The 26,280-nt window shown below is 70.4% G+C and carries 28 protein-coding genes and 1 tRNA gene; 18 read left to right on the forward strand and 11 right to left on the reverse strand.

Annotated elements, in window-relative coordinates; translation table 11 throughout:
• Positions 1-471 precede the first annotated feature (471 nt).
• Positions 472-544 (reverse strand) — tRNA-Arg (locus CLV71_RS29165).
• A gap of 37 nt (positions 545-581) precedes the next feature.
• Positions 582-1,397: an NAD(P)H-binding protein gene (locus tag CLV71_RS29170; protein WP_133906094.1), complete on the reverse strand. Its 816-nt coding sequence runs from the start codon at positions 1,395-1,397 to the stop codon at positions 582-584.
• Positions 1,398-1,719: 322 nt separating this feature from the next.
• Between CLV71_RS29170 and CLV71_RS29175 the strand changes: the two genes are divergently transcribed.
• The 8 genes from CLV71_RS29175 to CLV71_RS29210 all read left to right on the forward strand — a co-directional run bounded on the left by CLV71_RS29175 (position 1,720) and on the right by CLV71_RS29210 (position 7,934).
• On the forward strand, positions 1,720-2,172 hold the full coding sequence (locus CLV71_RS29175) for a helix-turn-helix domain-containing protein (protein WP_208297810.1): 453 nt from the start codon (positions 1,720-1,722) through the stop codon (positions 2,170-2,172).
• A 73-nt stretch (positions 2,173-2,245) separates the two neighbouring features.
• Positions 2,246-2,578 (forward strand): ArsR/SmtB family transcription factor, encoded by a 333-nt coding sequence (locus CLV71_RS29180; protein WP_133906096.1) that lies wholly within the window; start codon positions 2,246-2,248, stop codon positions 2,576-2,578.
• Positions 2,575-3,294 carry a DUF4440 domain-containing protein gene (locus tag CLV71_RS29185; protein ID WP_133906097.1) on the forward strand — a complete coding sequence of 240 codons (720 nt, stop codon included), beginning with the start codon at positions 2,575-2,577 and terminating at the stop codon, positions 3,292-3,294. The genes CLV71_RS29180 and CLV71_RS29185 overlap by 4 nt, the downstream gene beginning before the upstream one ends.
• A 15-nt stretch (positions 3,295-3,309) precedes the next feature.
• Positions 3,310-3,957, forward strand: a complete 648-nt coding sequence (locus CLV71_RS29190; protein WP_133906098.1) for a VOC family protein — start codon at positions 3,310-3,312, stop codon at positions 3,955-3,957.
• A 49-nt stretch (positions 3,958-4,006) separates the two neighbouring features.
• Positions 4,007-4,927 carry an ABC transporter ATP-binding protein gene (locus CLV71_RS29195; protein WP_243866783.1) on the forward strand — a complete coding sequence of 307 codons (921 nt, stop codon included), beginning with the start codon at positions 4,007-4,009 and terminating at the stop codon, positions 4,925-4,927.
• A 76-nt stretch (positions 4,928-5,003) separates the two neighbouring features.
• A complete protein-coding gene (locus CLV71_RS29200) occupies positions 5,004-6,212 on the forward strand; it encodes an ABC transporter permease (RefSeq protein WP_133906100.1) in 1,209 nt (402 codons plus the stop codon).
• Positions 6,213-6,293: 81 nt separating this feature from the next.
• Positions 6,294-6,941 carry a response regulator gene (locus tag CLV71_RS29205; protein WP_133906322.1) on the forward strand — a complete coding sequence of 216 codons (648 nt, stop codon included), beginning with the start codon at positions 6,294-6,296 and terminating at the stop codon, positions 6,939-6,941.
• A 33-nt stretch (positions 6,942-6,974) separates the two neighbouring features.
• A complete protein-coding gene (locus CLV71_RS29210) occupies positions 6,975-7,934 on the forward strand; it encodes a zinc-binding dehydrogenase (RefSeq protein WP_133906101.1) in 960 nt (319 codons plus the stop codon).
• A gap of 4 nt (positions 7,935-7,938) precedes the next feature.
• Here the strand turns inward: CLV71_RS29210 and CLV71_RS29215 are convergent, their stop codons facing one another.
• Positions 7,939-8,577, reverse strand: a complete 639-nt coding sequence (locus CLV71_RS29215) for a histidine phosphatase family protein (protein ID WP_133906102.1) — start codon at positions 8,575-8,577, stop codon at positions 7,939-7,941.
• Between the two features lie 64 nt (positions 8,578-8,641).
• Here CLV71_RS29215 and CLV71_RS29220 point away from each other — a divergent pair, with 64 nt between their 5' ends.
• The 7 genes from CLV71_RS29220 (at position 8,642) to CLV71_RS29250 (ending at position 16,584) form a co-directional block, all read left to right on the forward strand.
• A complete protein-coding gene (locus CLV71_RS29220) occupies positions 8,642-8,959 on the forward strand; it encodes an EthD family reductase (RefSeq protein ID WP_133906103.1) in 318 nt (105 codons plus the stop codon).
• Positions 8,956-9,780 carry a 3-hydroxyacyl-CoA dehydrogenase family protein gene (locus CLV71_RS29225; protein WP_279588761.1) on the forward strand — a complete coding sequence of 275 codons (825 nt, stop codon included), beginning with the start codon at positions 8,956-8,958 and terminating at the stop codon, positions 9,778-9,780. Before CLV71_RS29220 ends, CLV71_RS29225 begins: the two co-directional genes overlap by 4 nt.
• A gap of 9 nt (positions 9,781-9,789) precedes the next feature.
• Positions 9,790-10,962, forward strand: coding sequence for a GNAT family N-acetyltransferase (locus CLV71_RS29230; RefSeq protein WP_133906104.1), 1,173 nt, complete (start codon positions 9,790-9,792; stop codon positions 10,960-10,962).
• 42 nt (positions 10,963-11,004) lie between these two features.
• A complete protein-coding gene (locus CLV71_RS29235) occupies positions 11,005-11,697 on the forward strand; it encodes a response regulator transcription factor (RefSeq protein ID WP_133906105.1) in 693 nt (230 codons plus the stop codon).
• Complete coding sequence (locus CLV71_RS29240; RefSeq protein WP_133906324.1) at positions 11,697-13,088, forward strand: sensor histidine kinase; 1,392 nt, start codon at positions 11,697-11,699, stop codon at positions 13,086-13,088. Before CLV71_RS29235 ends, CLV71_RS29240 begins: the two co-directional genes overlap by 1 nt.
• Before the next feature lie 54 nt (positions 13,089-13,142).
• On the forward strand, positions 13,143-14,789 hold the full coding sequence (locus CLV71_RS29245; protein WP_133906106.1) for a S1C family serine protease: 1,647 nt from the start codon (positions 13,143-13,145) through the stop codon (positions 14,787-14,789).
• A 232-nt stretch (positions 14,790-15,021) separates the two neighbouring features.
• A complete protein-coding gene (locus CLV71_RS29250; protein WP_133906107.1) occupies positions 15,022-16,584 on the forward strand; it encodes a thiamine pyrophosphate-dependent enzyme in 1,563 nt (520 codons plus the stop codon).
• Here CLV71_RS29250 and CLV71_RS29255 read toward each other — a convergent pair.
• The 6 genes from CLV71_RS29255 to CLV71_RS29280 are packed head-to-tail and all read right to left on the reverse strand — an operon-like array spanning position 16,577 to position 20,740.
• Complete coding sequence (locus CLV71_RS29255; RefSeq protein WP_133906108.1) at positions 16,577-17,182, reverse strand: mycothiol-dependent nitroreductase Rv2466c family protein; 606 nt, start codon at positions 17,180-17,182, stop codon at positions 16,577-16,579. The genes CLV71_RS29250 and CLV71_RS29255 overlap by 8 nt on opposite strands.
• A 10-nt stretch (positions 17,183-17,192) precedes the next feature.
• Positions 17,193-17,627, reverse strand: a complete 435-nt coding sequence (locus CLV71_RS29260; RefSeq protein ID WP_133906109.1) for a hypothetical protein — start codon at positions 17,625-17,627, stop codon at positions 17,193-17,195.
• Complete coding sequence (locus CLV71_RS29265; RefSeq protein ID WP_133906110.1) at positions 17,627-18,823, reverse strand: molybdopterin-dependent oxidoreductase; 1,197 nt, start codon at positions 18,821-18,823, stop codon at positions 17,627-17,629. The genes CLV71_RS29260 and CLV71_RS29265 overlap by 1 nt, the downstream gene beginning before the upstream one ends.
• Positions 18,820-19,437, reverse strand: coding sequence for a class I SAM-dependent methyltransferase (locus tag CLV71_RS29270; protein ID WP_133906111.1), 618 nt, complete (start codon positions 19,435-19,437; stop codon positions 18,820-18,822). The genes CLV71_RS29265 and CLV71_RS29270 overlap by 4 nt, the downstream gene beginning before the upstream one ends.
• Positions 19,434-20,093 (reverse strand): TIGR04282 family arsenosugar biosynthesis glycosyltransferase, encoded by a 660-nt coding sequence (locus tag CLV71_RS29275; RefSeq protein ID WP_133906112.1) that lies wholly within the window; start codon positions 20,091-20,093, stop codon positions 19,434-19,436. The genes CLV71_RS29270 and CLV71_RS29275 overlap by 4 nt, the downstream gene beginning before the upstream one ends.
• Entirely contained in the window at positions 20,093-20,740 is a 648-nt protein-coding gene (locus tag CLV71_RS29280; RefSeq protein ID WP_133906113.1) for a glycosyltransferase family 2 protein, read from the reverse strand. Before CLV71_RS29280 ends, CLV71_RS29275 begins: the two co-directional genes overlap by 1 nt.
• Positions 20,741-20,888: 148 nt before the next feature.
• Between CLV71_RS29280 and CLV71_RS29285 the strand changes: the two genes are divergently transcribed.
• The 3 genes from CLV71_RS29285 to CLV71_RS29295 are packed head-to-tail and all read left to right on the forward strand — an operon-like array spanning position 20,889 to position 23,983.
• Positions 20,889-22,232: a hypothetical protein gene (locus tag CLV71_RS29285; RefSeq protein WP_133906114.1), complete on the forward strand. Its 1,344-nt coding sequence runs from the start codon at positions 20,889-20,891 to the stop codon at positions 22,230-22,232.
• 1 nt (position 22,233) lies between these two features.
• On the forward strand, positions 22,234-22,917 hold the full coding sequence (locus tag CLV71_RS29290; protein WP_424923917.1) for a response regulator transcription factor: 684 nt from the start codon (positions 22,234-22,236) through the stop codon (positions 22,915-22,917).
• A 13-nt stretch (positions 22,918-22,930) separates the two neighbouring features.
• A complete protein-coding gene (locus CLV71_RS29295; protein ID WP_133906326.1) occupies positions 22,931-23,983 on the forward strand; it encodes a sensor histidine kinase in 1,053 nt (350 codons plus the stop codon).
• A 2-nt stretch (positions 23,984-23,985) separates the two neighbouring features.
• On the opposite strand, the gene CLV71_RS29300 is transcribed toward CLV71_RS29295, so the two are convergent.
• Both CLV71_RS29300 and CLV71_RS29305 read right to left on the reverse strand, forming a co-directional pair.
• Entirely contained in the window at positions 23,986-25,032 is a 1,047-nt protein-coding gene (locus CLV71_RS29300; RefSeq protein WP_133906115.1) for an NAD-dependent epimerase/dehydratase family protein, read from the reverse strand.
• 54 nt (positions 25,033-25,086) lie between these two features.
• On the reverse strand, positions 25,087-26,220 hold the full coding sequence (locus CLV71_RS29305) for an FAD-dependent monooxygenase (protein ID WP_133906116.1): 1,134 nt from the start codon (positions 26,218-26,220) through the stop codon (positions 25,087-25,089).
• Positions 26,221-26,280: the final 60 nt, after the last annotated feature.

Raw genomic sequence — 26,280 nt, forward strand, 5'->3', positions numbered from 1 at the left:
AGAGCGGCTCCAACGCACTCTCGCCGATCTCGCCCGCCGGCAGGACAACGTCATGCGTCAAGCCCAGGACTGCGCACCCGACGACCCGTTCGGCCAAGGCCTGCGGCAGACCTACAACGACCTCGAAGCCGAACGCCGCGCCGCCCTCGCGGCCATCGCCGAACTGGACGCCGCCGAGCAAGCCGGTCCGCCCCGACCGACCGCCGATGACGTCGACCTGCTCGACGCTCTGCCGTACCTGACGCTCAACCTCACCGAGGCGCCCGAGCAGCTACTCCGGGGACTGTTCGAGATCACTCACCTGACGATCCGCTTGCACCCGGACAGTGACGACGCCACGATCACCATCAGGCTCCCAGCCGACGACTTCTACACCATCGCCGAAGCGGCAGAAAGGATCATCAACACCATGGACAACGCACAAGAAACGCCTGGTCAGCTACCAGACGCTCCTCGTGCGGATGCTGTACGTGCCCCCGGCAGGATTCGAACCTGCGACCTGCCGCTTAGGAGGCGGACGCTCTATCCCCTGAGCTACGAGGGCGCTGTCCGACAGCCTAGCGGCTGTCGAGACCGGGGTGTCACCGCATCGTGGTAAAGGCATCTTGGTGGTCGGTGGCCCACTGTTCGAACGTCTTGGCCGGGCGGTTCAGGATGGTCGGGACGTGCGAGGTCACGTAGGCTGCCCCGCCTGCTCGGGCCCAGGCCACGCCCGTCGTCACCGCTTGGATCGCTTCTGGGGGCATGCCCGTCGCCTGGAGGGTCTGGCCTGCGTCGACGTCTACCGTCGTGATCGGGTGGTTCAGTACTCGCTCGAGGGTCTTGGCCTGGTCCGCGAAGGTGAGCAGGTCCGGGCCGGTCAGGTCGTATCGGTGGCCGGCGTGGGCGTTGGTCAGCAGTGCCTCCACGGCTACCGCCGCCACGTCTCGGGGGTCGACCACCGCTTGTTGGGCCGGGCCCAGCATGTCCGGGATCGGGTCGGTGAGGGAGTAGGCGAGGAAGTTCGACGCGAAGCTGGTCGGGCGGAGGATGGTCCACGCCAGGTCGCTTGCCTCCAGCGCCTGTTCGGCGACCAGGTGCCAGGCGCCCATCACCTCGCCTCCGAATCGCTCGCCGGTGCCGTTGGCGGACAGTTTGACCACCTTGGGCACGCCCTTGGCCGCTTCCAGCAGGGCCAGGTCGTGGTCTGGGGTTGGAGTTGGGGGTGTTGTCACCAGGAAGATCGCGTCCACGCCTGCTGTGGCGGCCGACAACGATGCTGGGTCGGTGAAGTCGGCGTTCACGTAGTTCGGGCCGGTTCGGGTGCGGGACATGGCGCGGTACGGCACGCCTTGTTGGGAGAGCAGTCGCACTACCTGGCTGCCGATCGTGCCTGTCGCGCCGGTTACGAGGATCATGGGTGAACTGTCGCGGCCAGCTGGCGCCGTCCTATAGGAACTTTCGGCACAGGGTGTTGTCGGTGACCGCGGCTACTGTGGGCTTGTGGGGCCGCTTCTTGTGCCGTCCGAACTTCGGCCGTGGGTGGTTGGGATCGACGAGGCCGCAGCGCTGGGTGCGGAGGTCGTCGATGTGCCTGACCATGCCGCGACGCTTGTCGTGCGGACTGTTCCTCGGCCTGAGGTCGTGGTGATGGGGCCTCGGACCCGCGCCGCCTACCACTTGAGCGAAACCGGGCCCTCCTGCCTGCGGATTCGGCTTCGGCCCGGGAGTGGTCAGGCCGTGCTCGGGCGTCCGCTGCGGGATCTTGCCGATCGCGTCGTACCCCTGCGGCAGTTACCCGGCGTCGACGTCGGTCGGCTCCTGGACGATCCGGTCGGGGTCCTCGTCGCGGCGCTTGCCGGTCGGGCGGTTGGGGACGACCTGGTCGCGTCGGCTGCTGACCTGCTCTCCCGGGTGACCGTGGCGGACACGGCTCGGCGGCTGCACATCAGTGAACGTCGGTTGCGGACGTTGTTCACCGACTCCGTTGGTCTTTCGCCCAAGCACTTCGCGCGGATCCGGCGGGTTCGGGCGGTGCTCGCGACGGCGCCGCACGGACGGTGGGCGGATGTCGCGACGGCTGTCGGGTACTACGACCAGTCGCACATGACGGCCGAGTTCAGGCACCTCATGGGGGTTCCGCCTGCGGCCTACGTGGCCGGGCGTCGGCCGGCGCCGCGGCCCTGCGGCTGACGTTTCCCAGGTCGGTGGTCTCACAGTGCCACGGGGGTTGACATGGTTAACGCTTCCATTAATATTTACCACTGTGCGAAACCAAGTGGACGAGGTGCTGGTGGCTCTCGCCGACCCCATCCGGCGGCAGGTGGTCGACGAGTTACGGCTGGGGCCAAGGCGGGCCGGCGAACTCGCTGACGCGGCGGGGATGAGTTTTCCCGCGATCAGTCGCCACCTGCGGGTACTGCGTGCCTCCAACCTCGTGGAGGTGCGTGCACTCGAAGAGGACGCGCGTGTGCGTGTCTACCAACTGAGGGCCGAGCCGTTCCTCGCGCTGCGTGCCTGGCTCGACCAGGTCGAGGCGTTCTGGACCGACCAGCTCGGTGCCTTCTCCGACTACGCGAACAAGAGGAAACAGGAATGACCGAGGCCCACGTGACGGTCGAGGTGGAGGTTGATCCCGCCACCGCGTTCGACCTGTTCACCAGGGACATCGCCGCATGGTGGCGGGCGGATCGCTCGCTGTGGGGCGACATCGAAGGGGAGTTGCGCTTCGAGGACGGGCGGCTCATGCAGGGCAGTGCCGAGATCGGGCGCGTGTCCGCGTGGGAGCCGGGGCCCCGGCTGGCGTTCAGCTACGGGCCGCCCGGCGTCGACCATGCCGAGCGCACCGAGGTCGAGGTGCGGTTCGAGGCCGTGCGCGGCGGCACCCGGGTCGTCGTGCGGCACGGTGGCTGGGAGAAGGCCAACTGGGCGGGGCTTTTAGCGGGCTTCGCCCGGCACTCACTGGAACGGATGCTCCTCGCCCGGCTGGGGGACTTCCTCGACGCGATCGCGAGCGGGGATCTCGAGTTCTTCGAACGGAACCTGACCGACGAGGCGATGTTGATCTTTCCGGGTGAGCGCAACACGTACACGAAGGCCCAGTGCGTCGCCGCCATGGCCGGGCATCCCGTCTACCACAAGTACGACCTGACCGACCCACACATCGTCCACATCGGAGACTCGACCGCGGTGTTCACGCACCACGCCACCGTTATGCACGAACAGCAGGAGAAACCTCGGTCGGTCACGGTCTCGACCGTGTTCGTGCACCGGGACGGCGACTGGCGCCTGGCCCTCCACCAGTGGACCGAATGACCCAAGGAGTCCAACATGTACTACGCGATCCACGTGCCGGACCTGGCGCGTGCCAAGAGCTTCTACTCGACCGTCTTCGGCTGGAGCTTCCGGTCCGACGACCACATCGACGGCAGCTCGCCCGCCGGTGGCCTCGGTGCCGGCGAGCCGGGCATCGACCTGTACTTCGAGGTGTCGGACATTGCGGCCACCGTCGCACGGCTGCGTGAGCTCGGTGGGGACGCGCCCGATCCGGTGGAGTCGGCGTCGGGGTGGAGCTGTCTGGCCGAGGGCGGCACCCTCGGGTTGTGGCAGCCGGCTGACGGGTATGCCGGCCAGGACCCCAAATGCGCGGAAGGTGACCTTTTCTACTACGTCGTCCCAGTTGTCGACGAGGTGACGAAAGACCGGTACGTCGCCGCGCTCGGCTGGGAGTTATCGCCCGGCTCCCACCCGGGCGGCTGGAACATCGGGAACTCCGTGCCGCCCGGTGGGGTGTTCGTCGACCACGCAGGCGCCCCTGACGTGTACTTCCGGGTGAGCGACGTGGAAGCCGCTACCAGGCTTGTTCGGGAGGCGGGTGGCACGGCAGGCGACAAACAGCCCAACTCGGCGGGGTGGCATGCGGCATGCCGTGACGATCAGGGGGTGGAGTTCAGCATCGGTTCGCTGCGTCAGGGTTGATCGGGGTACTAGGGTTCCCCCGACGGTCTGGTACGGGGAGGAATCCGCAGTGGGTGACGGGCGGCTTGAGATCGACCACATCTCCAAGCGCTACGGCGACGTTGTTGCTCTGAAGGACACTACGTTCGACGTGCGTGCTGGTGAGTTGTTCGGGTTCGTCGGCAGTAACGGCGCCGGCAAGACGACCACGATGCGTATCGCGCTGGGTGTGCTGATGGCGGACTCGGGCGAGGTGCGCTGGGACGGCGAGCGGATCACGCTCGAGACTCGCCGGCACATCGGGTACATGCCCGAGGAACGTGGGCTGTACCCGAAGATGAAGGTGGGTGAGCAGCTCGTCTACCTGGCGCGCATGCACGGCTTGTCCACGCGGGACGCCAAACAGTCGATGACAGAGTGGACGGAGCGGCTCGGGGTCGCGCACCGAACGGGCGACGACGTCCAGAACCTGAGCCTTGGCAACCAGCAGCGCGTGCAGCTCGCGGCGGCCCTGATCCACAACCCGACCATCCTCGTCCTCGACGAGCCGTTCTCGGGGCTCGACCCGATCGCGGTCGACGTGATGAGCAAGGTTCTGCTGGACAAGGCCGCCGAGGGCATCCCGGTGGTCTTCTCCAGCCACCAGCTCGAGCTCGTCGAGCGGCTGTGCCACCGCGTCGGGATCATCCGGAGTGGACAGATGGTCGCGATCGGCGAGGTCGACGAGCTGCGGTCCGGCGGTGCCGCCGAACTGGTCGTGGTCGCGCCCAACGCCACCGAGGGCTGGGCCGCGGGGCTGCCCGGCGTGACCGTGCGCGAGCACGTCCGCGACCGGACGGTGCTGGAGCTCGGCGACGGCGCCGACGACCAGGCGGTGCTGCGGGCCGCGCTGGCGACCGGGCCGGTGACCGAGTTCAGCCGCAGGCGGCCGTCGCTGACCGAGCTGTACCGCGAGGTCGTGACGCAGGAGACCGAGGAGGACGCGGCATGACCGGGAACGACCGCGTTGGCAGGACCGGGCACGCCTGTGCCCGGCATGGTGGGTTCGATGGGGCGGGGGTTGTGGCATGAGCACTCCGGATGTTCGGCTCAGCTCGTGGGAGGCGGTGCGCCTCGTCGCGGGGCGTGAGGTCGTCACGAAGATGCGGTCCAAGGCGTTCATCATCACGACGGTGGCGATATTGGTGCTGCTCGTCGGCTTCTCCCTGGTGATGAAGGCCGTCAGCGGCGGGTCCGACGCGACGATCGGGGTCACCTCGTCGACCAGTTCGCTCGCCGAGGCCATCAGGACCACCGCGAAGCAGGTCGGCAAGACCATCGACGTGAAGACCGTCGACGAGAAGGCCGGCCGTTCGCAGGTCTCCGACGAGTCGCTCGACGCCCTGGTGACCGCGGGCGGCACCGACGGCACGTTGCGGGTCGTGGTCAAGAAGGATCTCGACGGCGACCTCAAGAACGTGCTCACCGTGATCTCCGGGCAGGTCGCGCTCAACAACGAGATCTCGGACCTTGGTGGCGACCCCGCACAGGTGCAGTCGGCCGTGGCGAACGCGAAGCTGGACGTCGAGCCGCTGGAGAAGCCGTATCCGTACCAGTCGGGGCAGCTGATCCTGGGCATCGTCGCCGGGATCCTGATCTACATGTCGTTGATGCTGAACGGCCAGATGGTGGCCCAGGGGGTGGTCGAGGAGAAGTCGAGCCGGGTGGTCGAGCTGCTGCTCTCCGCGATCCGGCCATGGCAGCTGATGGCGGGCAAGGTGCTCGGCATCGGGTTCGTCGGGCTCGTGCAGATGGTGGTGATCGGCGGGGTCGGCCTCGCCGTGGCGCTCGGGCTGGACGTGCTGACGATCTCGACGTCGGCGGCCGTCGGCACGGTGGTGTGGCTGGTTGTCTGGTACCTGCTCGGGTTCATCATGTACTCGCTGGTGTTCGCGGGGCTCGCGGCTCTCGTGTCACGCCAGGAGGACGTCAGCGGGGTGATCATGCCCGCCCTGATGTTCGTCATCGTCGGGTACGTCATCGGCATCTCGGTCCTACCGTCCCAACCGGACAGCACACTCGCCGAGATCCTGTCGGTGATACCGGTGTTCGCGCCGACGCTGATGCCGATGCGGCTGGCCATGGGCGGGGTTCCGGTGTGGGAGCAGGTTGTCTCGGTTGGACTCGTGCTCGTGCTCATCCCGTTGCTGGTGTGGTTCGCGGGCCGCATCTACGCCAACGCGGTGATGCGCAGCGGTGCCCGGGTCAAGCTGACGGACGCCATGCGCCCGGCCTAAACCGCTGGTCACTCACGGCAACGGGGTAGGATCTCACCGTCAAGTAGACCCGCCATGGCGCCCACTGTCGGGGAGGCGTTCGTGATCAAGGTGCTGCTCGCGGATGACGAGGACCTCGTCCGCTCAGGACTTCGCACAATACTGACCAGCGCCGGCGACATCGAGGTCGTCGCCGAGTGTGATGACGGCGTGCACGTCGCCGACGCGGCGCGACAGCACCGACCGCATGTCGTGCTGCTCGACATCAGGATGCGGTCCGCGGACGGGATCGTCGCGCTGCGTAAGCTGCGCGCCCTGCCGGAGCCGCCGGTGGTGGCGATGCTGACGACCTTCGACGTCGACGAGTACGTCCAGGAGGCGTTGCGCATCGGCGCCAGCGGGTTCCTGCTCAAGGACACCGAGCCGGAGGTGCTGATCAAGGCGGTGCGTGACCTGGCCCGCGGCGGTGCCGTGCTCGACCCGAAGGTCGCGGCACGGGTCCTGTCGGCGGTCGCGGACGGTGAGCGGGCGGCGGAGCCTGCGCGTCGACTGCTCGCGTCACTGTCCGATCGGGAACGTGAGGTCGTCGCGCTCATCGGGCAGGGGCTGTCGAACGCCGAGATCGGCAGCGCCCTGCACCTGTCGGAGGCCACGGTCAAGGGTTACGTGTCCGCGGTCCTCGGCAAGATCGGGGCGGTCAACCGGGTGCAGGCGGCGCTGGTGGCCTACCGGGGCGGCCTGATCGCTTGACCTCCACCATGCTCGAGGTTCGAGACTTGCCTCATGCGTGCTGTGGAAGTGACGAGGTTCGGTGGGCCCGAGGTACTGACGCTTCGTGAGTCGCCCGACCCGGTGGCCGGTCCCGGTCAGCTGGTCGTCGACGTCGCGGCGGTGGACGTGCTGTTCATGGACGCACGGCTGCGTGCCGGCTGGGGGCGTGAGTGGTTCAGTGTCGAGCCGCCGTACGTGCCCGGCAACGGTGTGGCTGGCACGGTGCGGTCGGTCGGGTCCGATGTGGACGGCTCGTGGGTCGGGCGGCGGGTCCTGGCGCACACCGGGAAGAACAACGGGATGACGCCCGTCGGTGGGTACGCCGAGCAGGCGGTCGCCGAGGTGTCCGATGTGGAGCCCGTGCCCGACGCGCTCGGTCTGCCGGAGGCGTTGACGTTGCTGCACGACGGCCCGACGGTCGTGCTCGCGCTGAGCTCGGCGAACGTGCGGCCGGGTGAGCGCGTGCTGGTCAACGCGGCGAGCGGCAGTCTCGGCACCCTGTTCGTGCCGATCCTCAAGGCCGCCGGCGCGGAGGTCGTCGGCGCGGCGCGGGGTGCGCGCAAGCTGGACTTCGTCCGCGAGTGGGGCGCGGACGACGCCGTGGACTACTCGACCCAGGACTGGACCGACCGGGTCGGCACGGTGGACGTCGTGTTCGACGGCACGGGCGGCGACATCGGTACCGCCGCGTACGGGCTGTTGCGCCCCGGCGGCCGGTTCCTCGCGTACGGGTCGTCGGCGGGTGAGTTCCCGAAGACCGAGCCGCCGCGGCCGGGGGTGACGGTCGTCGGGATCCTCGAGATGGGCAAGGGCGTGGACAAACGCGGGGCCCTGACGGAGATGCTCGCGAAGGCCGCGCGAGGCGAGGTCACGCCGCTGGTGGGGCAGACCTTCCCGCTGGACCAGGCCAAGGCCGCACACGAGGCCATCGAGGCACGGCAGACCGTTGGCAAGACGCTGCTGCTGACCTGAGGACTCACAGCTGCTTCGTGCCGTCCGGGGAGTCGCGCCACTGGGCGAACGGCTCGTTCAGACGCCAGCCCGTCCCGTCGTTGTCCAGTACCCGGATCGCGCAGTGCTCCGGGTTCGACAGCGACTCGAACAGGTCGATGCTCCACGCGAACACCCGCCTGCACAGCAGACGCATCGTCAGGCCGTGGGACACCACCAGCACGGTGTCCGGGTGTGCGGGGTCCTTCGCGATGCGGAGCTCCAGCTCGCTGAGGAACGACGCGACACGGTCGTCGACGTCGGCGCCGGACTCGCCGTGGGGCAGGCGGTAGAAGAAGTGGCCGTAGTCGTTGCGGCGCTGCTTCTCCAGTTCCTGTTCGACGGGATCCTGCAGGTTGCCCCAGTCCTGCTCGCGTAGCCGCGGCTCCGGCACCACCCGTTCGGCAGACAGGTCGAGCAGCCCGTACGTCCGCTGGGCGCGCACGTACGGGCTGACGTACGCGGCCAGCGGCCCGTCCACCAGCCCGTGCACCAGCGGCCGCGCCGCCATCGCCTGCGTTTCCCCACGCACTGTCAGCGGCAGCGCGTGGTCGGGTGTCCTCGTGTAGGCGAGCTCGTCGATGTTGCCAAGGCTCTCCGCGTGCCGCAGCAGGATGATCCGCACGGCGCTATCGTGCCTCTTCGCCAGCTCTTGCAGTTCGACCGGCGTCAGACGCGAGGAGTGTCACATGATCAAGTATGTCGCGCTGTACAAGCACCCCGTCGACGGCGAGGCGTTCGACAAGGCGTACTTCGAGTCGCACAAGCCACTGATCGACAAGGTCCCCGGCCTCATCCGCCAGGAGATCGCGAAGGTCACCCGCACGTTCGTGCCCGGGTTCCTCCAGGACAGCGAGCCCTACCTCGTCGCCGAGCTGTACTTCGAGTCCAAGGACGCCATGAAGGCCGCCTTCGCCTCACCGGAGTGGCAGGTCGCCGGGGCCAACCTCACCGAGATCGGCGGCATGGACCTCGTCGCCATGTTCTCCGCCGAGGTCGTCGAGTGACCCGCACTGCCGCGGTCGTCGGCGGCGGCACCATGGGAGCGGGCATCGCCCACGTACTCCTCGCCGCCGGTGACCGCGTCACCGTCGCCGAGGCGGGTGAGGAGCGGGCGGACGCCGCCAGACAGGCCGTCGCCGCCTCGCTCGGAAAGGCGCAGGACCGGGGCAAGCTCGACGCGCCAGCCGACGACCTGCTCACGCGCCTCGACGTGGTGCCTGCCATCGACCAGCTGCCCGGCACGGCGGAGCTGGTCATCGAGGCCGTGCCCGAGGACGTCGAACTCAAGCGGGGCATCCTTGCCCAGGTGCGGAAGGCCTGCCCGGACGCGCTCCTCGCCTCCAACACGTCGTCCCTGTCGATCCGCAGGCTCGGCGACGACGTGATCGGCATGCACTTCTTCAACCCCGTGCCGGTGCAGGTCCTCCTCGAGCTGGTCGTGCACGACGACCTCGACCCCGCGCAGGTCGTCAAGGCCCGTGACTGGGCAGAGTCGCTCGGCAAGACCGTCATCGAGGTCCGCGACTCGCCCGGCTTCGCGACCTCGCGGCTCGGCGTGGCCGTCGGCCTGGAGGCCATCCGGATGCTGGAGGAAGGTGTCGCGTCCGCTGAGGACATCGACACCGGCATGCGGCTCGGCTACGGCTGGCCGATGGGCCCGCTGCGGCTCACCGACCTGGTCGGCCTCGACGTGCGGCTTTCCATCGCCGAACACCTCACGACCGAGCTCGGCCCGCGTTTCGCGGCGCCGGAGCTGCTGCGAAACAAGGTGGCGCGCGGTGAGCTCGGCCGCAAGACTGGCCGGGGGTTCTTCGACTGGTCGTAGGGAGCAGACGTGATCGTTCGGCCGCCGCGCGACGCCGATGACGAGCAGATCTACGAGATCGCCCGACTGGCGTTCGGGGGGCCGAGAGAGCCGCGTCCGGCGTCGCTGTGGTCGAAGCAGAAGGGCTGGCACGGGCTGGTCGCCGAGCTGGACGGCAGGCTGGTCGGGGTACTGAAGGTCCGCGAGTACGCGCAGTTCTTCGGCGGCGCCGCGGTGCCGATGGGTGGCCTCGCGAGTGTGGCCGTGGCGCCCGCCGGTCGCGGTCGCGGCGTCGCGACCGCCCTGATCGACGCGGTCCTGCCGGAGATGCGTGACAGGGGACAGGCGATCTCCGCGCTCTACCCGTCCGTGCCCGCGCTCTACCGAGGCCGCGGCTGGGAGCAGACCGGCAACTACGAGCGGGTCACGCTGCGACCCGAGCTGTTCGCGATGCTGCCCAAGCCGACCGAGCGCGTGGTCATGCGCCACGCCACCGAGGCGGACACGGCCGCGATCCACGAGTGCTACCTGCGGTTCGCGCGAACCGTCGACGGCACGCTCGACCGGTCGACCGCCGCGTTCGAGCCGGAACGCATGTTGGAGCTGGACATCGTCGAGGTCGCCACCGCCGAGGACGGCACGGTCCTCGGTTATCTCACCGGTGAACGTCCGGAAGGTGACACGCTCGTCGTCCACGACCTCGTCGCCGACGACCGGGAGACCGCGCTCGGGCTGTTCGCGAACCTCGGCCGCTGGACCGGCATCCTCACCGAGGTCTCGCTGCGCATCAACGACCCCGCCTGGTGGCAGCTGCTCATGACGCTGCCGGTGGTGCACGACGTGCGCAACCACGGGTGGATGCTGCGCGTGGTCGACCTGCCGGCCGCGGTCGGCGCGCGGGGCTGGCCCAACGCCGCTTGTCTGGCGCCGACCAGCGTGGACATCGAGGTCGTCGACGAGCACGCGCCGTGGCACGCAGGCCGCCACCGGCTGACAGTGGACGGCGGCAGGGTCAGCTGCGAGCCGGGAGGCGACGGCACGGTGCGGCTGCGTGCCCGCGCGCTCGGCCCCTGGTTCGCGGGCTCGGCCGACACGGCGATGCTGCGCAGGGGCGGTCTCCTCGACGGTGATGCGGCCGCCGCGCGACTACTCGACCAGCTGACCGGTGCGCCCCGATTACCAAGAATGGCCGATTCGTTCTGAGCCTCTCAGGCAGGTCTCAGCACGCTGGGTGACACTGACGCCATGCGTATCCTCGTTGTCGACGACGACCGGGCCGTTCGCGACTCGCTGCGGCGTTCGCTGCAGTTCAACGGCTACCAGGTCGACCTGGCCACGGACGGCCAGCAGGCACTCGAGTCGGTGTCGACGGCCCGGCCGGACGCCATGGTCCTCGACGTGATGATGCCGCGTGTCGACGGGCTCGAGGTGTGCCGCAGGCTGCGCGGCACCGGCGACGACCTGCCCATTCTCGTGCTGACCGCCCGTGACACCGTGTCCGACCGGGTCGCGGGCCTCGACGCGGGCGCCGACGACTACCTCCCGAAGCCCTTCGCGCTGGAGGAGCTGCTCGCCCGGCTGCGTGCGCTCCTTCGCCGCCGCACGTTCGACACCGCGAACGGCCCGGCGCCGCAGGCTCTCGGGTTCGCCGGTCTGGAGCTCGACCCCGGCACCCGCGAGGTCAAGCGCGGCGAGCGGTCCATGAGCCTGACCCGCACCGAGTTCGCGCTGCTGGAGCTGCTGCTCGCGCACCCCAAGCAGGTGCTGACCCGCAGCCGCATCCTGGAGGAGGTCTGGGGCTACGACTTCCCGACCTCCGGCAACGCGCTGGAGGTCTACATCGGCTACCTGCGCCGCAAGACCGAGGCCGACGGCGAGCCACGGCTGATCCACACGGTGCGGGGCATCGGCTACGTCCTGCGGGAGACGCCCCCGTGATGTTGCTCGGCGCGCCGTTCACGAGCAGGAAGCGGGCGTCGCTGCGTGCGCGGGTCTCGTTGCTCGCGGCCAGCTGCGTCGCAGGAGCCGTCGCGCTCGTGTCGCTCGGCGCCTACTTCACGGTTCGGGAGAACCTGTACACCCAGCTCGACGACGCGCTGTGGCAGAAGGCGCGGAGCACCGTCCAGAACGAGTGGATCGGGACGACCCCGACCGGTGAGCAGTTCCCCATCGGGCTGCTCGCGCTGAACGACGTGCAGGTCGCGTGGGTCAAGTCCGACGGGACCCTGATGTTCGGCGACCCGCGACGGCTGCCGCCGATCAGCTCGGCCGAGCTGGCCGTCGCGAGCGGCGCGGACGACCACATCCGGACCGACCAGAAGACCGACACCAGGGTCGTCGCCGTGTCCTACCAGGGCGGCGTGCTGGTGCTGGCGCAGTCGTGGAGCCAGACGAAGAAGCAGCTCGGTGACCTGTCGCTGGTGCTGTTCCTGATCGGCGGCGCCGGGGTGGTGGTCGCGGCGATCGCGGGCACGGCCGTGGCGCGGACGGGTCTGAGACCGGTGCAGCGGCTGACCATGGCGACCGAACGTGTCGCCCGAACGGGTGACCTGCGGCCGATCCAGGTGGAGGGCGACGACGAGCTGGCGCGACTGTCGCACAGCTTCAACCTCATGCTGGGCGCCGTCGCCGAGGCACAGAACGGGCAACGCCAGCTCGTCGCCGACGCCGGGCACGAGCTGCGGACGCCGCTGACCTCCCTGCGCACCAACCTGGAGCTGCTGCTGGCGGCGGAGAAGCCGGACACACCGCAGCTCTCCGACGTCGACAAGGCGGAGATCCACGACGACCTGCGTGCGCAGCTCGACGAGCTGACCCAGCTGATCGGCGACCTCGTCGAGCTGGCCCGCGAGGACGCGCCGACGCTGACACACGAGCACATGGACATGGTCGAGGTCGTCGAACAGGCCCTGGCGAGGGCACGCAGACGGGCGGGCGAGGTGTCGTTCGAGGTCGACCTGCAGCCCTGGTACCTGTACGGGGAGCCGCACACCCTGGAGCGGGCGGTGCTGAACCTGCTGGACAACGCGGTCAAGTTCAGCCCGGCCGGCGGGACCGTGCGGGTCGAGCTGCGGGCCGCCGCGCACGGCTACGCGTTCCTGCAGGTGGCGGACGCGGGGCCGGGCATCAAGGACGCGGACCTGCCGCACGTGTTCGACCGCTTCTACCGCTCCGACGAGGCCAGGACGCTGCCCGGCTCGGGGCTCGGGCTCGCGATTGTGAAAAGCGCCGCGGAGCGGCACGGTGGAGCGGTGTTCGCGGGTAGGTCCGCGGACGGCGGGGCACTCATCGCGATGAGGCTGCCAGGAAGTCCCGAGCCGATTCTCTGAGTCCGCAAAGGTTGGTCTCAGGCCGTTCTCAGGACCATGGCGGAAGGTGGGCACATGACCGAGGACAACCGGCCGACGAACCCGGGGAACGACGAGTGGTCCACCGGGCCGGCGAACCAGTCCAGCGAGGCCTTCGACGGGCGTGCCGACACCTCGGGCAGTGGGGAGGAAGCCCGTTTCGACAGCCCGGCCTCGGGGGAGGCCGGGCCGTCGAGCGGGTCGGGGAATGAGGGAGCCGGCGAGCCGAACACCCTGGGGGGTGGGGACACACTGCCGGAGCAGCGTGTCCCCGCGAGTGGTGTCTGGTTCGCCGGGGCGGGGAACACGCGTCAGCCGGGTCCGTCGGGGGACGAGCCGGCCGGCCGTGTCGCGGGAACGCCGGGCGGGGTGTCGGGACCACCGCCCGGCGTGACGTGGCACGAGGGGATCGGTGTGCCGCCGAGCGAGTGGAGCGCGGGCGCGGCACACCCCCAGCAGAACCAGTGGGCGCGGCCAACGGAACAGGTGGTTTACGGGACGGCGGCGCCGGGAGGACCCACGCCACCTGGCGGCAACTACCTGATCCGGCCGAGCCAGCCGCAACCGCATCCCCAGCCCCAGCCCCAGCAGCAGAAGCGTGGGAGTGCCGCGCTGGTGATCGGGGTGGCGGTGCTCGCGCTGTTCGTCGGGGGCGGCGCGGGCGCGCTCGGCGGCTACCTCGCCAGCGACAACGGCAACAACGCGCCGGTGACCAACGCGCTGGACCAGCAGCCGCCCGCCGACCACACGTCGTCGTCGCCGTCCGGCACCGTCGAGGCGGTGGCGGAGAAGGTGTCGCCGAGCGTGGTGCAGCTGCAGGTCGAGGGCCGGAACGCCGCAGGGGAGGGCTCCGGGTTCATCATCAGCTCCGACGGGCTCATCGTGACCAACAACCACGTCGTCGAGGTGGCCGCCAAGAGCGGGAAGATCACCGCGGTCTTCTCGGACGGCTCGACGGCCTCCGCGACGGTCGTCGGGCGCGACCCGACCTCCGACGTCGCCGTGGTCAAGGCGGACGGCAAGACCGGGTTGCCGGTCGTGGACCTCGGCAGCTCCGACGCGCTCAAGGTAGGCCAGGGTGTGGTGGCCATCGGCTCGCCGTTCGAGCTGTCCGGCACCGTCACGTCCGGCATCGTCAGCTCCCTGCACCGCCCGACCCGCGCGGGCGGTGAGGACGGCTCGCAGGCGACGGTGATGGACGCCATCCAGACCGACGCGGCCATCAACCCGGGTAACTCCGGCGGCCCCCTGGTCAACATGGCGGGTCAGGTCATCGGCATCAACTCGGCGATCTACTCGCCGCAGACCGGCGGTGGCAGTGGTCAGCAGGCAGGCTCGATCGGCATCGGCTTCGCCATCCCGATCGACCAGGCCAGGCGCACGGCCGACGAGATCGTCAAGACGGGCAAGGCCACGCAGACGATCCTGGGCGTGAGTGTGCGTGACAACCAGGGCGGCGGTGCGCTGATCGTCGACGTCACCGCGGGCGGCCCCGGCGCGCAGGCGGGTCTGAAGACGGGTGACGTGGTCACCAAGCTCGACGACCGCCACATCGACACGTCCGACGCACTCGTGGCCGCGGTCCGTTCGCACAAGCCGGGAGACAAGGTTCGGCTTGAGTTGAGCAACGGTTCGCGCACAGTTGAGGCCACACTTGCCGGTCAGACGGTAGAGACTGAATGATTAGTCGGGAACTGCTCGACCGTTCCCACCACAGACGCTCGGCCGCAGGACAGCGGCCGAGACCAACTCCGGCTCGATGCCCCCGAGCCGGGAAGAGCTCCCAACGGGGCTCTGTGCGACACCGCACGCGGACGGTAAACCCCTCGCTCGCCCGCGTGCGGTGTTCGCCGTCAGACGGCAGGGAAGCGGTGTCGACCCAGCGTTGTGCGGTGGACGATCTTAAGGTCCTCCTATGCGGCTAGCTGGTCACGTTCTCGTCGAACAACTTCTCGCGTACGGGGTCGATCTCGCGTTCTGTGTGCCCGGGGAGAGCTACCTCCCGGTTCTCGACGGTCTCTACGCCCATCGCGACCGTGTGCGGCTCGTGACCGCCCGGCAGGAGACCGGGGCCGCGATGATGGCCGCCGCCTACGGGAAACTGACCGGGCGCCCCGGAATCTGTCTCGTCACCCGTGGGCCTGGCGCCACCAATGCCAGTGGCGGTGTCCATGTCGCTCGGCAGGACGCGTGTCCGATGGTCTTGCTGGTCGGGCAGGTGCCGACCACCAACCGGGATCGGGTGGCGTTCCAGGAGGTCGACATCCGGGCCATGTTCGCGCCGCTCGCCAAGGCCGTGTACCGGGTCGATGTCGCGAACCGCATGCCGGAGTTCGTCGCGCGGGCGATGGTGACGGCCGTGTCCGGGCAACCAGGGCCGGTCGTGGTGGAGCTGCCGGAGGACGTGCTGTCCACGTCCACCACCGCCCCGGTGGTCGCTCCCGTGCCCGCGGTGGTGCCTGGGCCCGCGCCCGAGGACGTCGACGCGTTCGCGCGGACGCTCCTCGCCGCTGACCGGCCCCTGCTCGTCGTCGGTGGGACGGGGTGGCACGTCGACGCGACCCTCGCCGTGCGGCGTTTCGCCGAGGCAGCCGGGATTCCCCTCGCCACCGCCGTGCGGCACCAGGATCTCGTCGACCACCGGTCACCCGCCTTCGTGGGGACGCTCGGGCTCAACACGACCGCCGGGCTGGCCGACGCGGTCGCGCGGGCCGACGTGCTCGCGTTCGTCGGCACCCGGCCCGACGCGTTGACCGTCGACGACTTCGAGCTGCTCGACGTGCCTGCCCCCACACAGAAGCTGCTCCACGTGCATCCCGATCCCGGTGTGCTGCAACAGGTTCATCGCGCGGATCTCGCGATCGTGGCCGGGCAGGCACGGTTCGCCGCCGCTCTGCCGGTCGAGTCGCGGGAGCCGTCGGCCTGGCTCGGCGAGCTGCGGGAGAACTACCTTCGTGGCCCGGCGCCGTCGGTCGCCACGGAGTTCATGCGGGTGCTGGACGAGCGGGTGCCCGATCCGATCATCAGCACCGGGGCGGGCGCGTACACGGCATGGCCGCAGAAACACCACCGGTTCACGACGTTCCCGGCGCACCTCGGTACCCAGTCCGGGTCGATGGGCTTCGGACTGCCCGCCGCGGTCGCGGCGCAGCTGGTCCACCCCGAGCGGCAGGCGATCGCGTTCGCGGGTGACGGGTGCTTCCTCATGACCGGCCAGGAGCTGGCGACCGCCGTTCGCTACGGGCTCGCGCCGCTGGTCGTCGTCGTCAACAACGGCTCGTACGGCACGATCCGCGACCACCAGGCGCGGCGCTTCCCCGGCCGCGAGTACGGCACCGATCTCGTGAACCCCGACTTCGCGGCGTACGCCCACGCGTTCGGCGCGCGTGGCGAACGGGTCCGCACACCCGACGAGTTCGCCGACGCACTCGACCGGGTGTTGGGTCACCCGGCCGTGATCGAGATCGACCTCAGCTGACGACGGGTCGTGACCGGGCCCGCTTCAGCTCGAAGAACCCCGGCGTGGCGGACACGAGAAGCACGCCGTCCCACAGCAACCCTGCCGCCTCACCGAGGGGAGTAGGCGACACGACCGGCCCGAAGAACGCGTTGACCGAGCCGTCCGGCATGGTCACGTGGAGGGCGGGCGTGCCGAGGTCCTCGCCGACAGGGGTGAGCCCGGCCTGGTTGCCGGCGAGCATGGCCTCGTCGTACTCCGTCGACTCGGCGGCGTCGGCGAACTCGGCAGGCAGTCCGGCCTCCTCCAGCGCCGCCACGTAGAGGTCCCGTCCGAGTGGCTTCTTCTCCAGGTGGATCCGGTTGCCGAGCGCGGTGTAGAGGCCGCGGACGTCCCCGCACTTCTGCTCGACGGCCTTCGCGACACGGGCCGGTCCCCACGCGGCGTCCAGCCATTCGCGGTACCAGCCCTCGACCTCGCGCCCCTCGTTGAGCACGGCGAGGCTGAGCACGTGGAAGCGGACGTCGACGTCCCGCACCCGCTCCACTTCGAGCAGCCACCGCGACGCGATCCACGCCCAGGGGCACTTCGGGTCGAACCACATGTCCACTTTGGTCATGCTGACCACCCTAGGAACTCGATTGGTCCCGTCCAAGTGCCAATCGAGACCATCTGCGCTGGGCCAATCCGCTGACGACGACGCCGACCCAGACGACCGCGAGCGCGATGGCGAGTCCGGTCCCGTAGTCCCGGTCGTGCAGCCCGGGGTTGGTGGCCACGTAGAACGGCCGCCACAGCAGCGGAACGGCGAGCAGGGTCAGCACCGCGCTGAGCACGACCCCGACGGCGACCGGCGTCCGCCATGGCCTGGCCACGACCCGCGCGATCCCCAACCCGACGATCCCGACCACGGGCGCGACGAGCCCGTCGTGCACGATCGGGCCACCTGCGAACCACGCGAGACCCTCGACCGCGTTGATGGTGCGGGACGAGCCGAACTCCCAGGCCAGCACGCCGCCGTACCCGAGCATGACGAGCCCGGCGAGCGCGAGGAGAACCCGCATCACAGCACCTCCAGTCGGTGGACCCACTTGGTCTGCAGCACACCCGGCCTGCTCGGCGCGATGACGCGGCACGGGAAGCCGTGGTCGAGCGCGAGTCGTTCGCCGTTCAGGCGCAGGGCGAGGAGCGTCCCGCGGGTGTGGGTCGTGGGCAGCGTGCTGGTCCGGTAGGCGCCTTTCTGTTCGAGCGACGTGAACCGCACCTCGTGGTCGGGCCCCGCGCCCGCGAGCCGGAGGAGGTCCACCACGGGCACCCCTGTCCAGCTCGCGCTCTGGCTCCACCCCTCGACACACGCGATGGGCAGCTCCGCGGTCGTCTGCGGCAGGGCCTCCAGCTCGGCGAGCGACAGGGCCGTGGTGCGCGTGCCGTGGACGATCTCCAGCCGCCAGTCGGGGCTCATCGCCAGCTCGGTGACTCGCGCGGCCCCGGCGGTCCGGTTGACGGGCAACCCTGCCGGGCCGCGATCCGAACGCCAGGACAACGGGGAGACCTCACGCAACAGGGGAACCGTGGCGCCCGCGGTGGCGACGACCGCGACCCCGGTGGCGAGGTAGGTGGTGCGGAGGAACGCCCGTCGCGACAGGCCCCGACGGTCGGGCTCGTCCTCGGTGAGCCTGCCGAGCGCACGTCGGATGACGGGCAGCTTGACGGCGACGTGCAGGAGGATCGACCCGGCGGCGAGCCACGCGACCGCGTAGTGGGCGGCCGGGAAGTAGAACCCCCAGAGGTAGTTCTGGGCAACGTTGAACAGTCCGGTGGCGAGCTCGAAGAACGCCGCTCCGGAGAGCACGAGGATGGAGAGCCGCTCGAGCGCGTGTGGCAGGGACCGGATCAGCGGGCGCGAGAAGAGCTTGGGATAGACCGACCACAGCTTGGCGAGCAACAGGGGAATCGCGGCGATCCCGGAGATGACGTGCACGCCCTGGGTGACCCGGTAGAGGTTGACCGGCGCGGCGGGCCACACGAACCAGCCCGGCGGCTTCTGGATGGCGTGGCTGAGCAGCCCCGTGGCGAAGCAGAGCAGGAACGCGACCCCGAGCCAGACCCCGAGTCGCGCGGTGACCTTCTCATGGTGGGCGGGCCCTCGGAAGTCCTCCTCCCGGGGCTGAACCCGGTCGATCAGGCGGGCGAGACGGCTCCCTTCCGCAGGCAGGAGCCGCCGCTTGACCCGCTGGTGCCGCGGCTCGTCGTCGGTCATGAGCGCACCAGCTCGGTGAACCACCGGCCACCGGCCTCACGCACCCAACGCGCCGTCAGGCCTGCCCGCCTCGCTGTCGACGAGGCCGCGTCCGCCCCCAGCCAGGCCCAGTCGAACCAGCGTGGGCCCGCGCCGTCGTCCGTCGACACCCGGACCCGGCCGCTGCGCAGCCCGATGCCGGGCGGGTCCACCTCCACCAGCGCGCTTCCACCTCGGCGCAGCAGCTGACGCACCCGCGTCAGGAGGCGCACCGGGTCGCCGCCGATGCCGATGTTGCCGTCGGCCAACAGCGCGTGGCGCCAGCCGCCATCGGCCGGCCGGGTGTCGAACACGTCCCGCCGGACCGCCGGTGCGCCCGCCTCGATCGTCAGGCGCACCGCCACCTCGGACACGTCCATGCCCAGCGCGGCGACGCCCCGCTCGGTCAGCGCGGCCGTCAGACGCCCCGGGCCGCAGCCGATGTCGAGCGTCGGGCCGGCACAGCTGCTCAGCAGCAGCTCGTCGCCGGGGTCTGGCGCGGCCCGCCACCGTTCCGTTGGCAGGGTGATCCGCTCGCCCGTCGCGAGCTCCAGCCAGCAGGGGCGGCCGAGGAGGCCGGGCTCGAAGTCGATCATCGGGACATCACCGCGAACGTCCGCGCGAAGCGTGAGGTCGGGATCTGGGCGGCGACGGTGACCGCGTCGCCGATCGTGTCCACATCGGACAGCGACGGGAGCAGCTCGACCGAAAGGCCTGCCTTCCGCAACGCCGACAGCGTGCGGGCGCCGGTGTCCGGGCGTGACATCGGCACGGTCCGCAACACCGAGGCGTCCGCGGGCCTGCGCAGGCCCAGCGCCCACCATCCGCCGTCTGTCGCCGGGCCCAGGACCGCGTCCGTCTCACGCAGTCGCGCCAGGGCGGCCATCAGCAGCGCCGGTGGCACCTGTGGTGTGTCCATCCCCACCTGCACGACCGGCCAACCCGGGAAATGGGCCGCCACGTCGGCATGTGCGTTGGCGAGCCGGTCCGCGAAGTCCTGGCCGCGTTGCGGCAGCACCACGCAGTCCCGCAGCGCGGCGACGAGTTCCGTCGAACGTTCCGCGCAGGCCAGTGAACCCGTCAGCGCGCACACCACCCGGGCGTCCGGCACCGCGCGTGCACTGTCCACTGTGTCCAGTAGTGCCGCCGCAGCCAGGTCGGCCGCCCGTTCGAAGCCGATCGACGAGCCGAGCCGGGTCTTCGCCAGCCCCGCCACGGGTGCCTTCGCGACCACCAACACCACCGCGTCCATCACAGCACCCCGGCCATGTCCCGCACCGCGCGGAACGTGCCGCGCACCGAACCGGACACCTTCGACTTCGTGCCCGCCGCCCTCGGCCGGTACGTGACGTCCCGCTCGACCACCGACCAGCCCGCCTCGGCGGCACGGACCAGCAGCTCCAGCGGGTACCCGAACGCCCGGTCCCGCACGTCCAGCGCCAGCAGGTCGGCGCGCCGGACCGCCCGCATGCACGCGATGTCCGTCACCAGCAACCCACGCCGCCGCAGGATCGTTGCCAGCACGCGGTTTCCCGCGCGTGCGTGCCACGGCCACGCGTCGCGGGACACCGGCACCCGCCTGCCCACCGCCAGTCGTGCGCCGCCGGACACGGCCGCCACCAGCGGTACCAGCTCGGTGGGGTCGAGCGAGCCGTCCGCGTCGAGGAAGCACACGATCTCCGTGCTGGACAAGGACAAACCCGTGTGGACGGCCGCGCCGTAACCACGCCGCGGCTCGTGCACCACCGTCGCGCCGTAGGCGGCCGCGACCGCGGGCGAGCCGTCGGTGGAACCGTTGTCCACCACGATCGCCCGGTAGCCGGCGGGCAGCGCCGACAGCACACCGGGCAGCGCGGCGGCCTCGTCCAGACAGGGGAGCACGACGTCGACTGAGTTCATACCAACGAAACTAGGGCGGCAACCGGGTTCCGGAAATGCTTGCGGTGCTTACCAAAGAATGACGGCGCGGCAGTTCTTACGGAGTTCTGACGGATTCCGTCTCCACCGCGCGGAAACTCCGCGGGACACTACCGTCCGTCCAGTGGTGATGTCTCCGCCAGTGAGGAAAACCGTTCGCGGCGACCTGGTCGCCGGTGCCGCGGTCATCGGGTTCGTGCTGCTGGCCACCGCCGTCGGGTTCCTGACGCATGCCAGGAACTACGGCGCCGACCTGTACTCCCGGGCCGCGCCGCGGTTCGGCGAGTACCCCGTCCTCGCCGACCTCTATCCGAGGGTCGGTCCCGGCACCGTGTTCGCGGTCATGATCGCCGCGGGCACCGTCGCATGGGGACCGATGCTCGCGGACCGCCTCCGCTGGCGGACGCTTCTCGCCGCCGGCTACGCGACCTCCGTCGCCTGGATCTTCGCGCTCGCGCTCGTCGACGGCTGGCAGCGCGGCGTCGCGCACCAGCTCGAGTCCGGTGGGGAGTACCTCGGCGTCGCCGCGAAGGTCGATAGCATCCCGAGGTTCCTGGAGACCTTCACCTCGCGCATCCTCGACTTCCAGCCCGCCTCCTGGCCCACGCACGTGGCGGGCCACCCACCCGGCGCGACGCTCGTGTTTGTCTGGCTGGACCGCATCGGGTTGTCCGGCGGTGGCGCGGCAGGCGTCGTGTGCGTGCTCGCCGGCGCGGCGGTCACGGTGGCCGTGCCCGCGACGGTCGCCGCGCTCGGCAGGCACGACCTGGCACGCGCCTCGGTCCCGTTCGTCGCGTTGCTGCCCGGCGCGATCTGGCTCGGCGTGTCCGCCGACGCGATGTTCGCGGGTGTCACGGCGTGCGGGGTCGCCCTGTTCGCGACGGGTGCGAGCCGGGGCGGCCGGACGTTGTGCTTCGCCGGCGGTGCCGTGCTCGGCTTCGGGGTCTTCCTGTCCTACGGGTTGCCGCTCATGGCGCCGATCGCGCTCGCGGTCGTGCTGGTGACGCGGAACTGGCGTGCCCTGTGTTACGCGGTGCCGGGTGCGTTGGCGGTGGTCGCGGTGTTCGCCCTCGCCGGCTTCTGGTGGTTCGACGGCTACCACCTGGTCGTCGAGCGCTACCACCAGGGCATCGCCGCGCACCGTCCGTACTGGTACTGGGTGTGGGCGGACTTCGCGTGCCTCGCGTTGGCGGTGGGTCCGGTGCTCGCCGGGCTGCGGCGTGTCGACTTCCTCACCGGCCTGCGCAGACCCGCGGCACCGGTCGACGCGTTGGTCCGGGGCGCGGCACTCGCCGTGCTCACCGCGACCCTTTCCGGACTCTCGAAGGCCGAGGTGGAACGAATATGGCTACCGTTCGCGGTGTGGTTGGTGCTCGCGGCGGTAACGCTCCCACCCGCGTCGCGGCGGTGGTGGCTCGCGGCACAGGCCGGCGTGGCGCTCGTGGTCGAGCACCTGTTGTTGACGAGTTGGTGAGGTGGCGGACGTGACGACCGTGCTGGTGGTGGACGACGACCTGACCGTGCGGGACGTCGTGCGCAGGTATCTCGAGCTGGCGGGACACCAGGTCGCGCTGGCCGACAACGGCGAGGACGCACTCGCGTGGATCGCCGCGCACAAGCCTGACCTGGTCGTGCTGGACCTGATGCTGCCCGGTATCAGCGGGCTCGAGGTGTGTCAGCGGCTCCGGGCGACGAGCACGGTGCCGGTGGTGATGCTGACCGCGCTCGGCGAGGAGGAGAACCGGATCGCCGGACTGCAACTCGGCGCGGACGACTACGTGACCAAGCCGTTCAGCCCGCGTGAGCTGGCGCTGCGGGTGTCGTCGGTGCTGCGGCGGGCCGCCCCGGCACCGCTCGCCGGCACCATCGCCGACGGCGACCTCGAGCTGGACGTGAGTGCGCGGCGGGCGACCCGCGGCGGCACCGACCTGTCGCTGACCACGCGGGAGTTCGACCTGCTGGCGTACTTCCTGACCCACCCCGGCGAGGCGTGCACGCGTGAGCACCTGCTGGAGAAGGTCTGGGGCTGGGACTTCGGCGACCAGTCCACCGTGACCGTCCACGTGCGGCGGTTGCGCGAGAAGATCGAGACCACCCCGGCGAAGCCGACCCGCATCGCGACGGTGTGGGGAGTGGGGTACCGCTATGACCGTGCGTGAGCAGGCGCCGGGCATTCTCGACCCGAACGAGTCATTCTCGGACATGCTCAGCCACGCCCTGGACATCCTGCCGGTGGCGTTGGTGCTGGTGCTGCCGGTGATCGCGGTCGGCGCGGCGCTGCTGTACTGGGTCCGCCGCGGCTCGCTGACGACGACGATGACCGTCCTGGTGCTGGTGCCGATCGTGGCGATGCTGACCGGCGTGCTCGGCGTCAGCGGCTTCATGTTCAACGCGACGCTGACGACGATGTCCCTGGTGTGCCTGCTGGTGCTGTTGGTGACGCTGCCGGTGGCGCTGCTCCTGGGGAACGCGATCGCGCGCCGGAGCGTGTGGGAACGCGAGGCCCGCGAACGGGAACGCGCGGCCGAGGCGTCGCGGCGCGAGCTGGTGGCGTGGATCAGCCACGACCTGCGCACCCCGCTGGCAGGCATCCGCGCGATGGCCGAGGCGCTGGCGGACGGCGTGGTGTCGTCGCCGACCGAGGTGTCCGGCTACGCGAACCGGATCGGCGGCGAGACCAGGCGACTGTCCGGCATGGTCGACGACCTGTTCGAGCTGTCGCGGATCACGGCAGGCGCGCTGCGGCTGACGATGTCGCAGGTGGCGCTGCGCGAGGTGGTGAGCGACGTGCTGTCGGCGCAGGTGCCGGTGGCACAGCGGAAGCGGGTGCGGGTGCTGGCCGACGCGCCGACGGCGCCGATCGTGCTCGGGTCGAACCCCGAGCTGGCGCGGGTGGTCAGGAACCTGGTGTCGAACGCCATCCGGCACACACCGCCGGACGGCACGGTCGCGGTGCAGATCGGCGTGGACGGCGGGGACGCGGTACTGGCGGTCGACGACGCGTGCGGCGGCATCCCGGACGCGGAGCTGGGGCGGGTCTTCGACGTGGCCTTCCGGGGGAGCGCGGCCCGCACCCCGTCGCAGTCGGACGAGGAGCAGGTGGGCGGCGGCCTGGGCCTGGCGATCGCGAAGGGCCTGGTGGAGGCGCACAAGGGCCGGATCGACGCCCACAACCACGGGCCGGGCTGCCGTTTCGAGGTGCGCCTCCCGCTGGCCGCGGTGTGACCTCACACCAGGGCGGCCGGGGCACGTAGCGGTGCCGTCGCGAAGTCGGCGATGCCCTGCTCGAACGTGGTCCTCGCGGTGAAGCCCAGTAGCTCGCGGGCCCTCGCCGGGTCGGCCACCACGTGGCGGACGTCGCCCGGGCGGGTGCCGCCGATCACTCTCGGGGCTGGTCCGCCGCAGGCCTTCGCCAGCTCGGTGGCCAGCTCACCCACTGTGTGCGGGGTGCCGGAGCAGACGTTCACCGGGGTGAGCGTTCCCTCCGACCCCGCCGTCTCGGTGGCCAGTGCGTTGGCGAGTGCCACGTCCGTCACGTGGACGAAGTCCCGCCGCTGCCTGCCGTCCTCCAGCACGGTCGGGGCCTCGCCGCGCTCCAGTGCCGAGCGGAAGAGGGACGCGACCCCGGCGTACGGGGTGTCCCGGGGCATTCTCGGGCCGTAGACGTTGTGGTACCGCAGCGCCCACACCGTGCCCCCTGTTTGCCTGGCCCACGCCGACGCCAGGTACTCCTGTGCGGCCTTCGTCGCCGCGTAGGTGCTTCTCGGGTCCAGTGCGGCGTCCTCGCACACCAGCCCGGAGGACAGGTTCGCGCCGCAGACGGGGCACGGCGGGTCGTACCTCCCACTGTCCACATCGGACATGCGGCGCGGTGCCGGTGCCACCGGGCCGTGGGCCGGGCACTCGTAGTGGCCCTCGCCGTAGACGACCATGGACGACGCCAGCACGAGACGACGCACGCCTGCCTCGTGCATGGCCGCCAGCAGCACCGCGGTGCCGAGGTCGTTGTGCAGCACGTAGTCCGGGGCGTCGGCGGGCGACACGCCGTGGCCCACCATCGCGGCCTGGTGGCAGACCACGTCCACGCCCGTCAGCAGGTCCGCGAGCAGCGCGGGGTCCCGGACGTCACCCACCACGCCGTCGAACGTGGCTCCGTCGCCGTGTGCCTTGGGCAGCAGGTTGTCCATCGCCACCACCCCGTGTCCTCGGGCGGACAACGCCTCCGCCACGTGGGAGCCGATGAAGCCGGCGGCGCCGGTGACCATTACTCGCATACCCGGCGACGCTAGGTGTGTCGCCGGGTGCGCGCGAGGAAACGGGGGGACACGTCACCGAATGGTCAGATTCGCGTAGTCCTTCAGCTCGATGTCGTCGGGGGAGTCCTCGCCGGTGTCCATGGCCGCGATCGCGTCGAACAGCTCCTGCGACACCGGGATGGTGAACGAGTCGCGTGCCTGGCGGCCCATCTCGTGCGTGCCGGCCACGTAGTCGCGCAGGGCTCGCTCGTACTCGGCGAACGCCATCTCGTGTGTGTCCTGTGTGGACAGCTCGCCTGCCAGGACGTACGCGCCCAGCAGTGCCTGCGAGGTGCCACGGCCGGACATGGGGGACGCGCAGTAGCCGGCGTCACCCACGAGTGCCACGCGGCCGGATGACCAGCTGGGCATGGTGATCTGGCTCAGCTCGTCGAAGTAGAAGTCGGTCGCCGCGGGCATCGCGGCGACCAGGTGCTTCGCCTCCCAGCCGACGTGCTCGTACGCCAGGCGGATCGCCTCCTCCTGGGCCGCGCGGTCACGCGGCACGTCCTGCGCCGGGAACATGAGCATCACCCGGAGCAAGGCGTTGTGGCTGGCGGCGAAGACGTTCAGCGAGCGGTCGCCGGACACGTGGGACATGCCCGTGCGGTCCAGGTTCAGGTAGTTGTCGGTGCTGAACGTGGCGAAGGCGTATCCCATCGGGTGGGTGAACCGCTCCTTGGGGCCGAAAGCCAGGGTGCGGACGCGCGAGTGCAGGCCGTCCGCGCCGACCACGAGGTCGAACGACCTCGGCGCGCCCCGCTCGAACTCGACCCGCACGCCGTCCGCGTCCTGTGTCAGCGTCGCGATCGAGTCGCCGAAGACGTACTCGGTGTCGTGCCGGGTCAGGTCGTGGAGGATGCGGGTCAGGTCGGCCTTCAACACCTCCAGCTCGCCGGCGAAGATCGCGCCGGGCATCGTCGCGAGGTGGTTGCCGTCCGCGTCGACGACCGAGGCGTCACCCGAGAGGGTGGCGTGGGCGCGAAGCTCGTCGAGGATGCCCATCTGGTCGAGCACCCGCATGGCCGTGCCCCGGAAGTCGACGGCGAGCCCGCCGGGACGGACCGCGTCCGCGCGCTCGACGATCGTGGTCCGCACGCCGTGGCGGTTCAGCCAGTAGGCGAGCGCCGGGCCGGCGACGCTCGCGCCGGAGATCAGGACGTTCATGGGTGCTCCCCTTTGTTGTAGGTGTACGTACACTGTATCTGTACTAGTGCACTAGGCTTT

The organism is Actinophytocola oryzae (assembly GCF_004364325.1).
Taxonomy (GTDB): domain Bacteria; phylum Actinomycetota; class Actinomycetes; order Mycobacteriales; family Pseudonocardiaceae; genus Actinophytocola; species Actinophytocola oryzae.

Bases quoted from the DNA above. Each gene is read 5' to 3' on its own strand.
- CLV71_RS29170 (WP_133906094.1), bottom strand. From the start codon at position 1,397: ATGATCCTCGTAACCGGCGCGACAGGCACGATCGGCAGCCAGGTAGTG.
- CLV71_RS29185 (WP_133906097.1), top strand. From the start codon at position 2,575: ATGACCGAGGCCCACGTGACGGTCGAGGTGGAGGTTGATCCCGCCACC.
- CLV71_RS29190 (WP_133906098.1), top strand. From the start codon at position 3,310: ATGTACTACGCGATCCACGTGCCGGACCTGGCGCGTGCCAAGAGCTTC.
- CLV71_RS29200 (WP_133906100.1), top strand. From the start codon at position 5,004: ATGAGCACTCCGGATGTTCGGCTCAGCTCGTGGGAGGCGGTGCGCCTC.
- CLV71_RS29210 (WP_133906101.1), top strand. From the start codon at position 6,975: ATGCGTGCTGTGGAAGTGACGAGGTTCGGTGGGCCCGAGGTACTGACG.
- CLV71_RS29220 (WP_133906103.1), top strand. From the start codon at position 8,642: ATGATCAAGTATGTCGCGCTGTACAAGCACCCCGTCGACGGCGAGGCG.
- CLV71_RS29235 (WP_133906105.1), top strand. From the start codon at position 11,005: ATGCGTATCCTCGTTGTCGACGACGACCGGGCCGTTCGCGACTCGCTG.
- CLV71_RS29240 (WP_133906324.1), top strand. From the start codon at position 11,697: ATGTTGCTCGGCGCGCCGTTCACGAGCAGGAAGCGGGCGTCGCTGCGT.
- CLV71_RS29245 (WP_133906106.1), top strand. From the start codon at position 13,143: ATGACCGAGGACAACCGGCCGACGAACCCGGGGAACGACGAGTGGTCC.
- CLV71_RS29250 (WP_133906107.1), top strand. From the start codon at position 15,022: ATGCGGCTAGCTGGTCACGTTCTCGTCGAACAACTTCTCGCGTACGGG.
- CLV71_RS29255 (WP_133906108.1), bottom strand. From the start codon at position 17,182: ATGACCAAAGTGGACATGTGGTTCGACCCGAAGTGCCCCTGGGCGTGG.
- CLV71_RS29260 (WP_133906109.1), bottom strand. From the start codon at position 17,627: ATGCGGGTTCTCCTCGCGCTCGCCGGGCTCGTCATGCTCGGGTACGGC.
- CLV71_RS29265 (WP_133906110.1), bottom strand. From the start codon at position 18,823: ATGACCGACGACGAGCCGCGGCACCAGCGGGTCAAGCGGCGGCTCCTG.
- CLV71_RS29270 (WP_133906111.1), bottom strand. From the start codon at position 19,437: ATGATCGACTTCGAGCCCGGCCTCCTCGGCCGCCCCTGCTGGCTGGAG.
- CLV71_RS29275 (WP_133906112.1), bottom strand. From the start codon at position 20,093: ATGGACGCGGTGGTGTTGGTGGTCGCGAAGGCACCCGTGGCGGGGCTG.
- CLV71_RS29280 (WP_133906113.1), bottom strand. From the start codon at position 20,740: ATGAACTCAGTCGACGTCGTGCTCCCCTGTCTGGACGAGGCCGCCGCG.
- CLV71_RS29285 (WP_133906114.1), top strand. From the start codon at position 20,889: ATGTCTCCGCCAGTGAGGAAAACCGTTCGCGGCGACCTGGTCGCCGGT.
- CLV71_RS29300 (WP_133906115.1), bottom strand. From the start codon at position 25,032: ATGCGAGTAATGGTCACCGGCGCCGCCGGCTTCATCGGCTCCCACGTG.
- CLV71_RS29305 (WP_133906116.1), bottom strand. From the start codon at position 26,220: ATGAACGTCCTGATCTCCGGCGCGAGCGTCGCCGGCCCGGCGCTCGCC.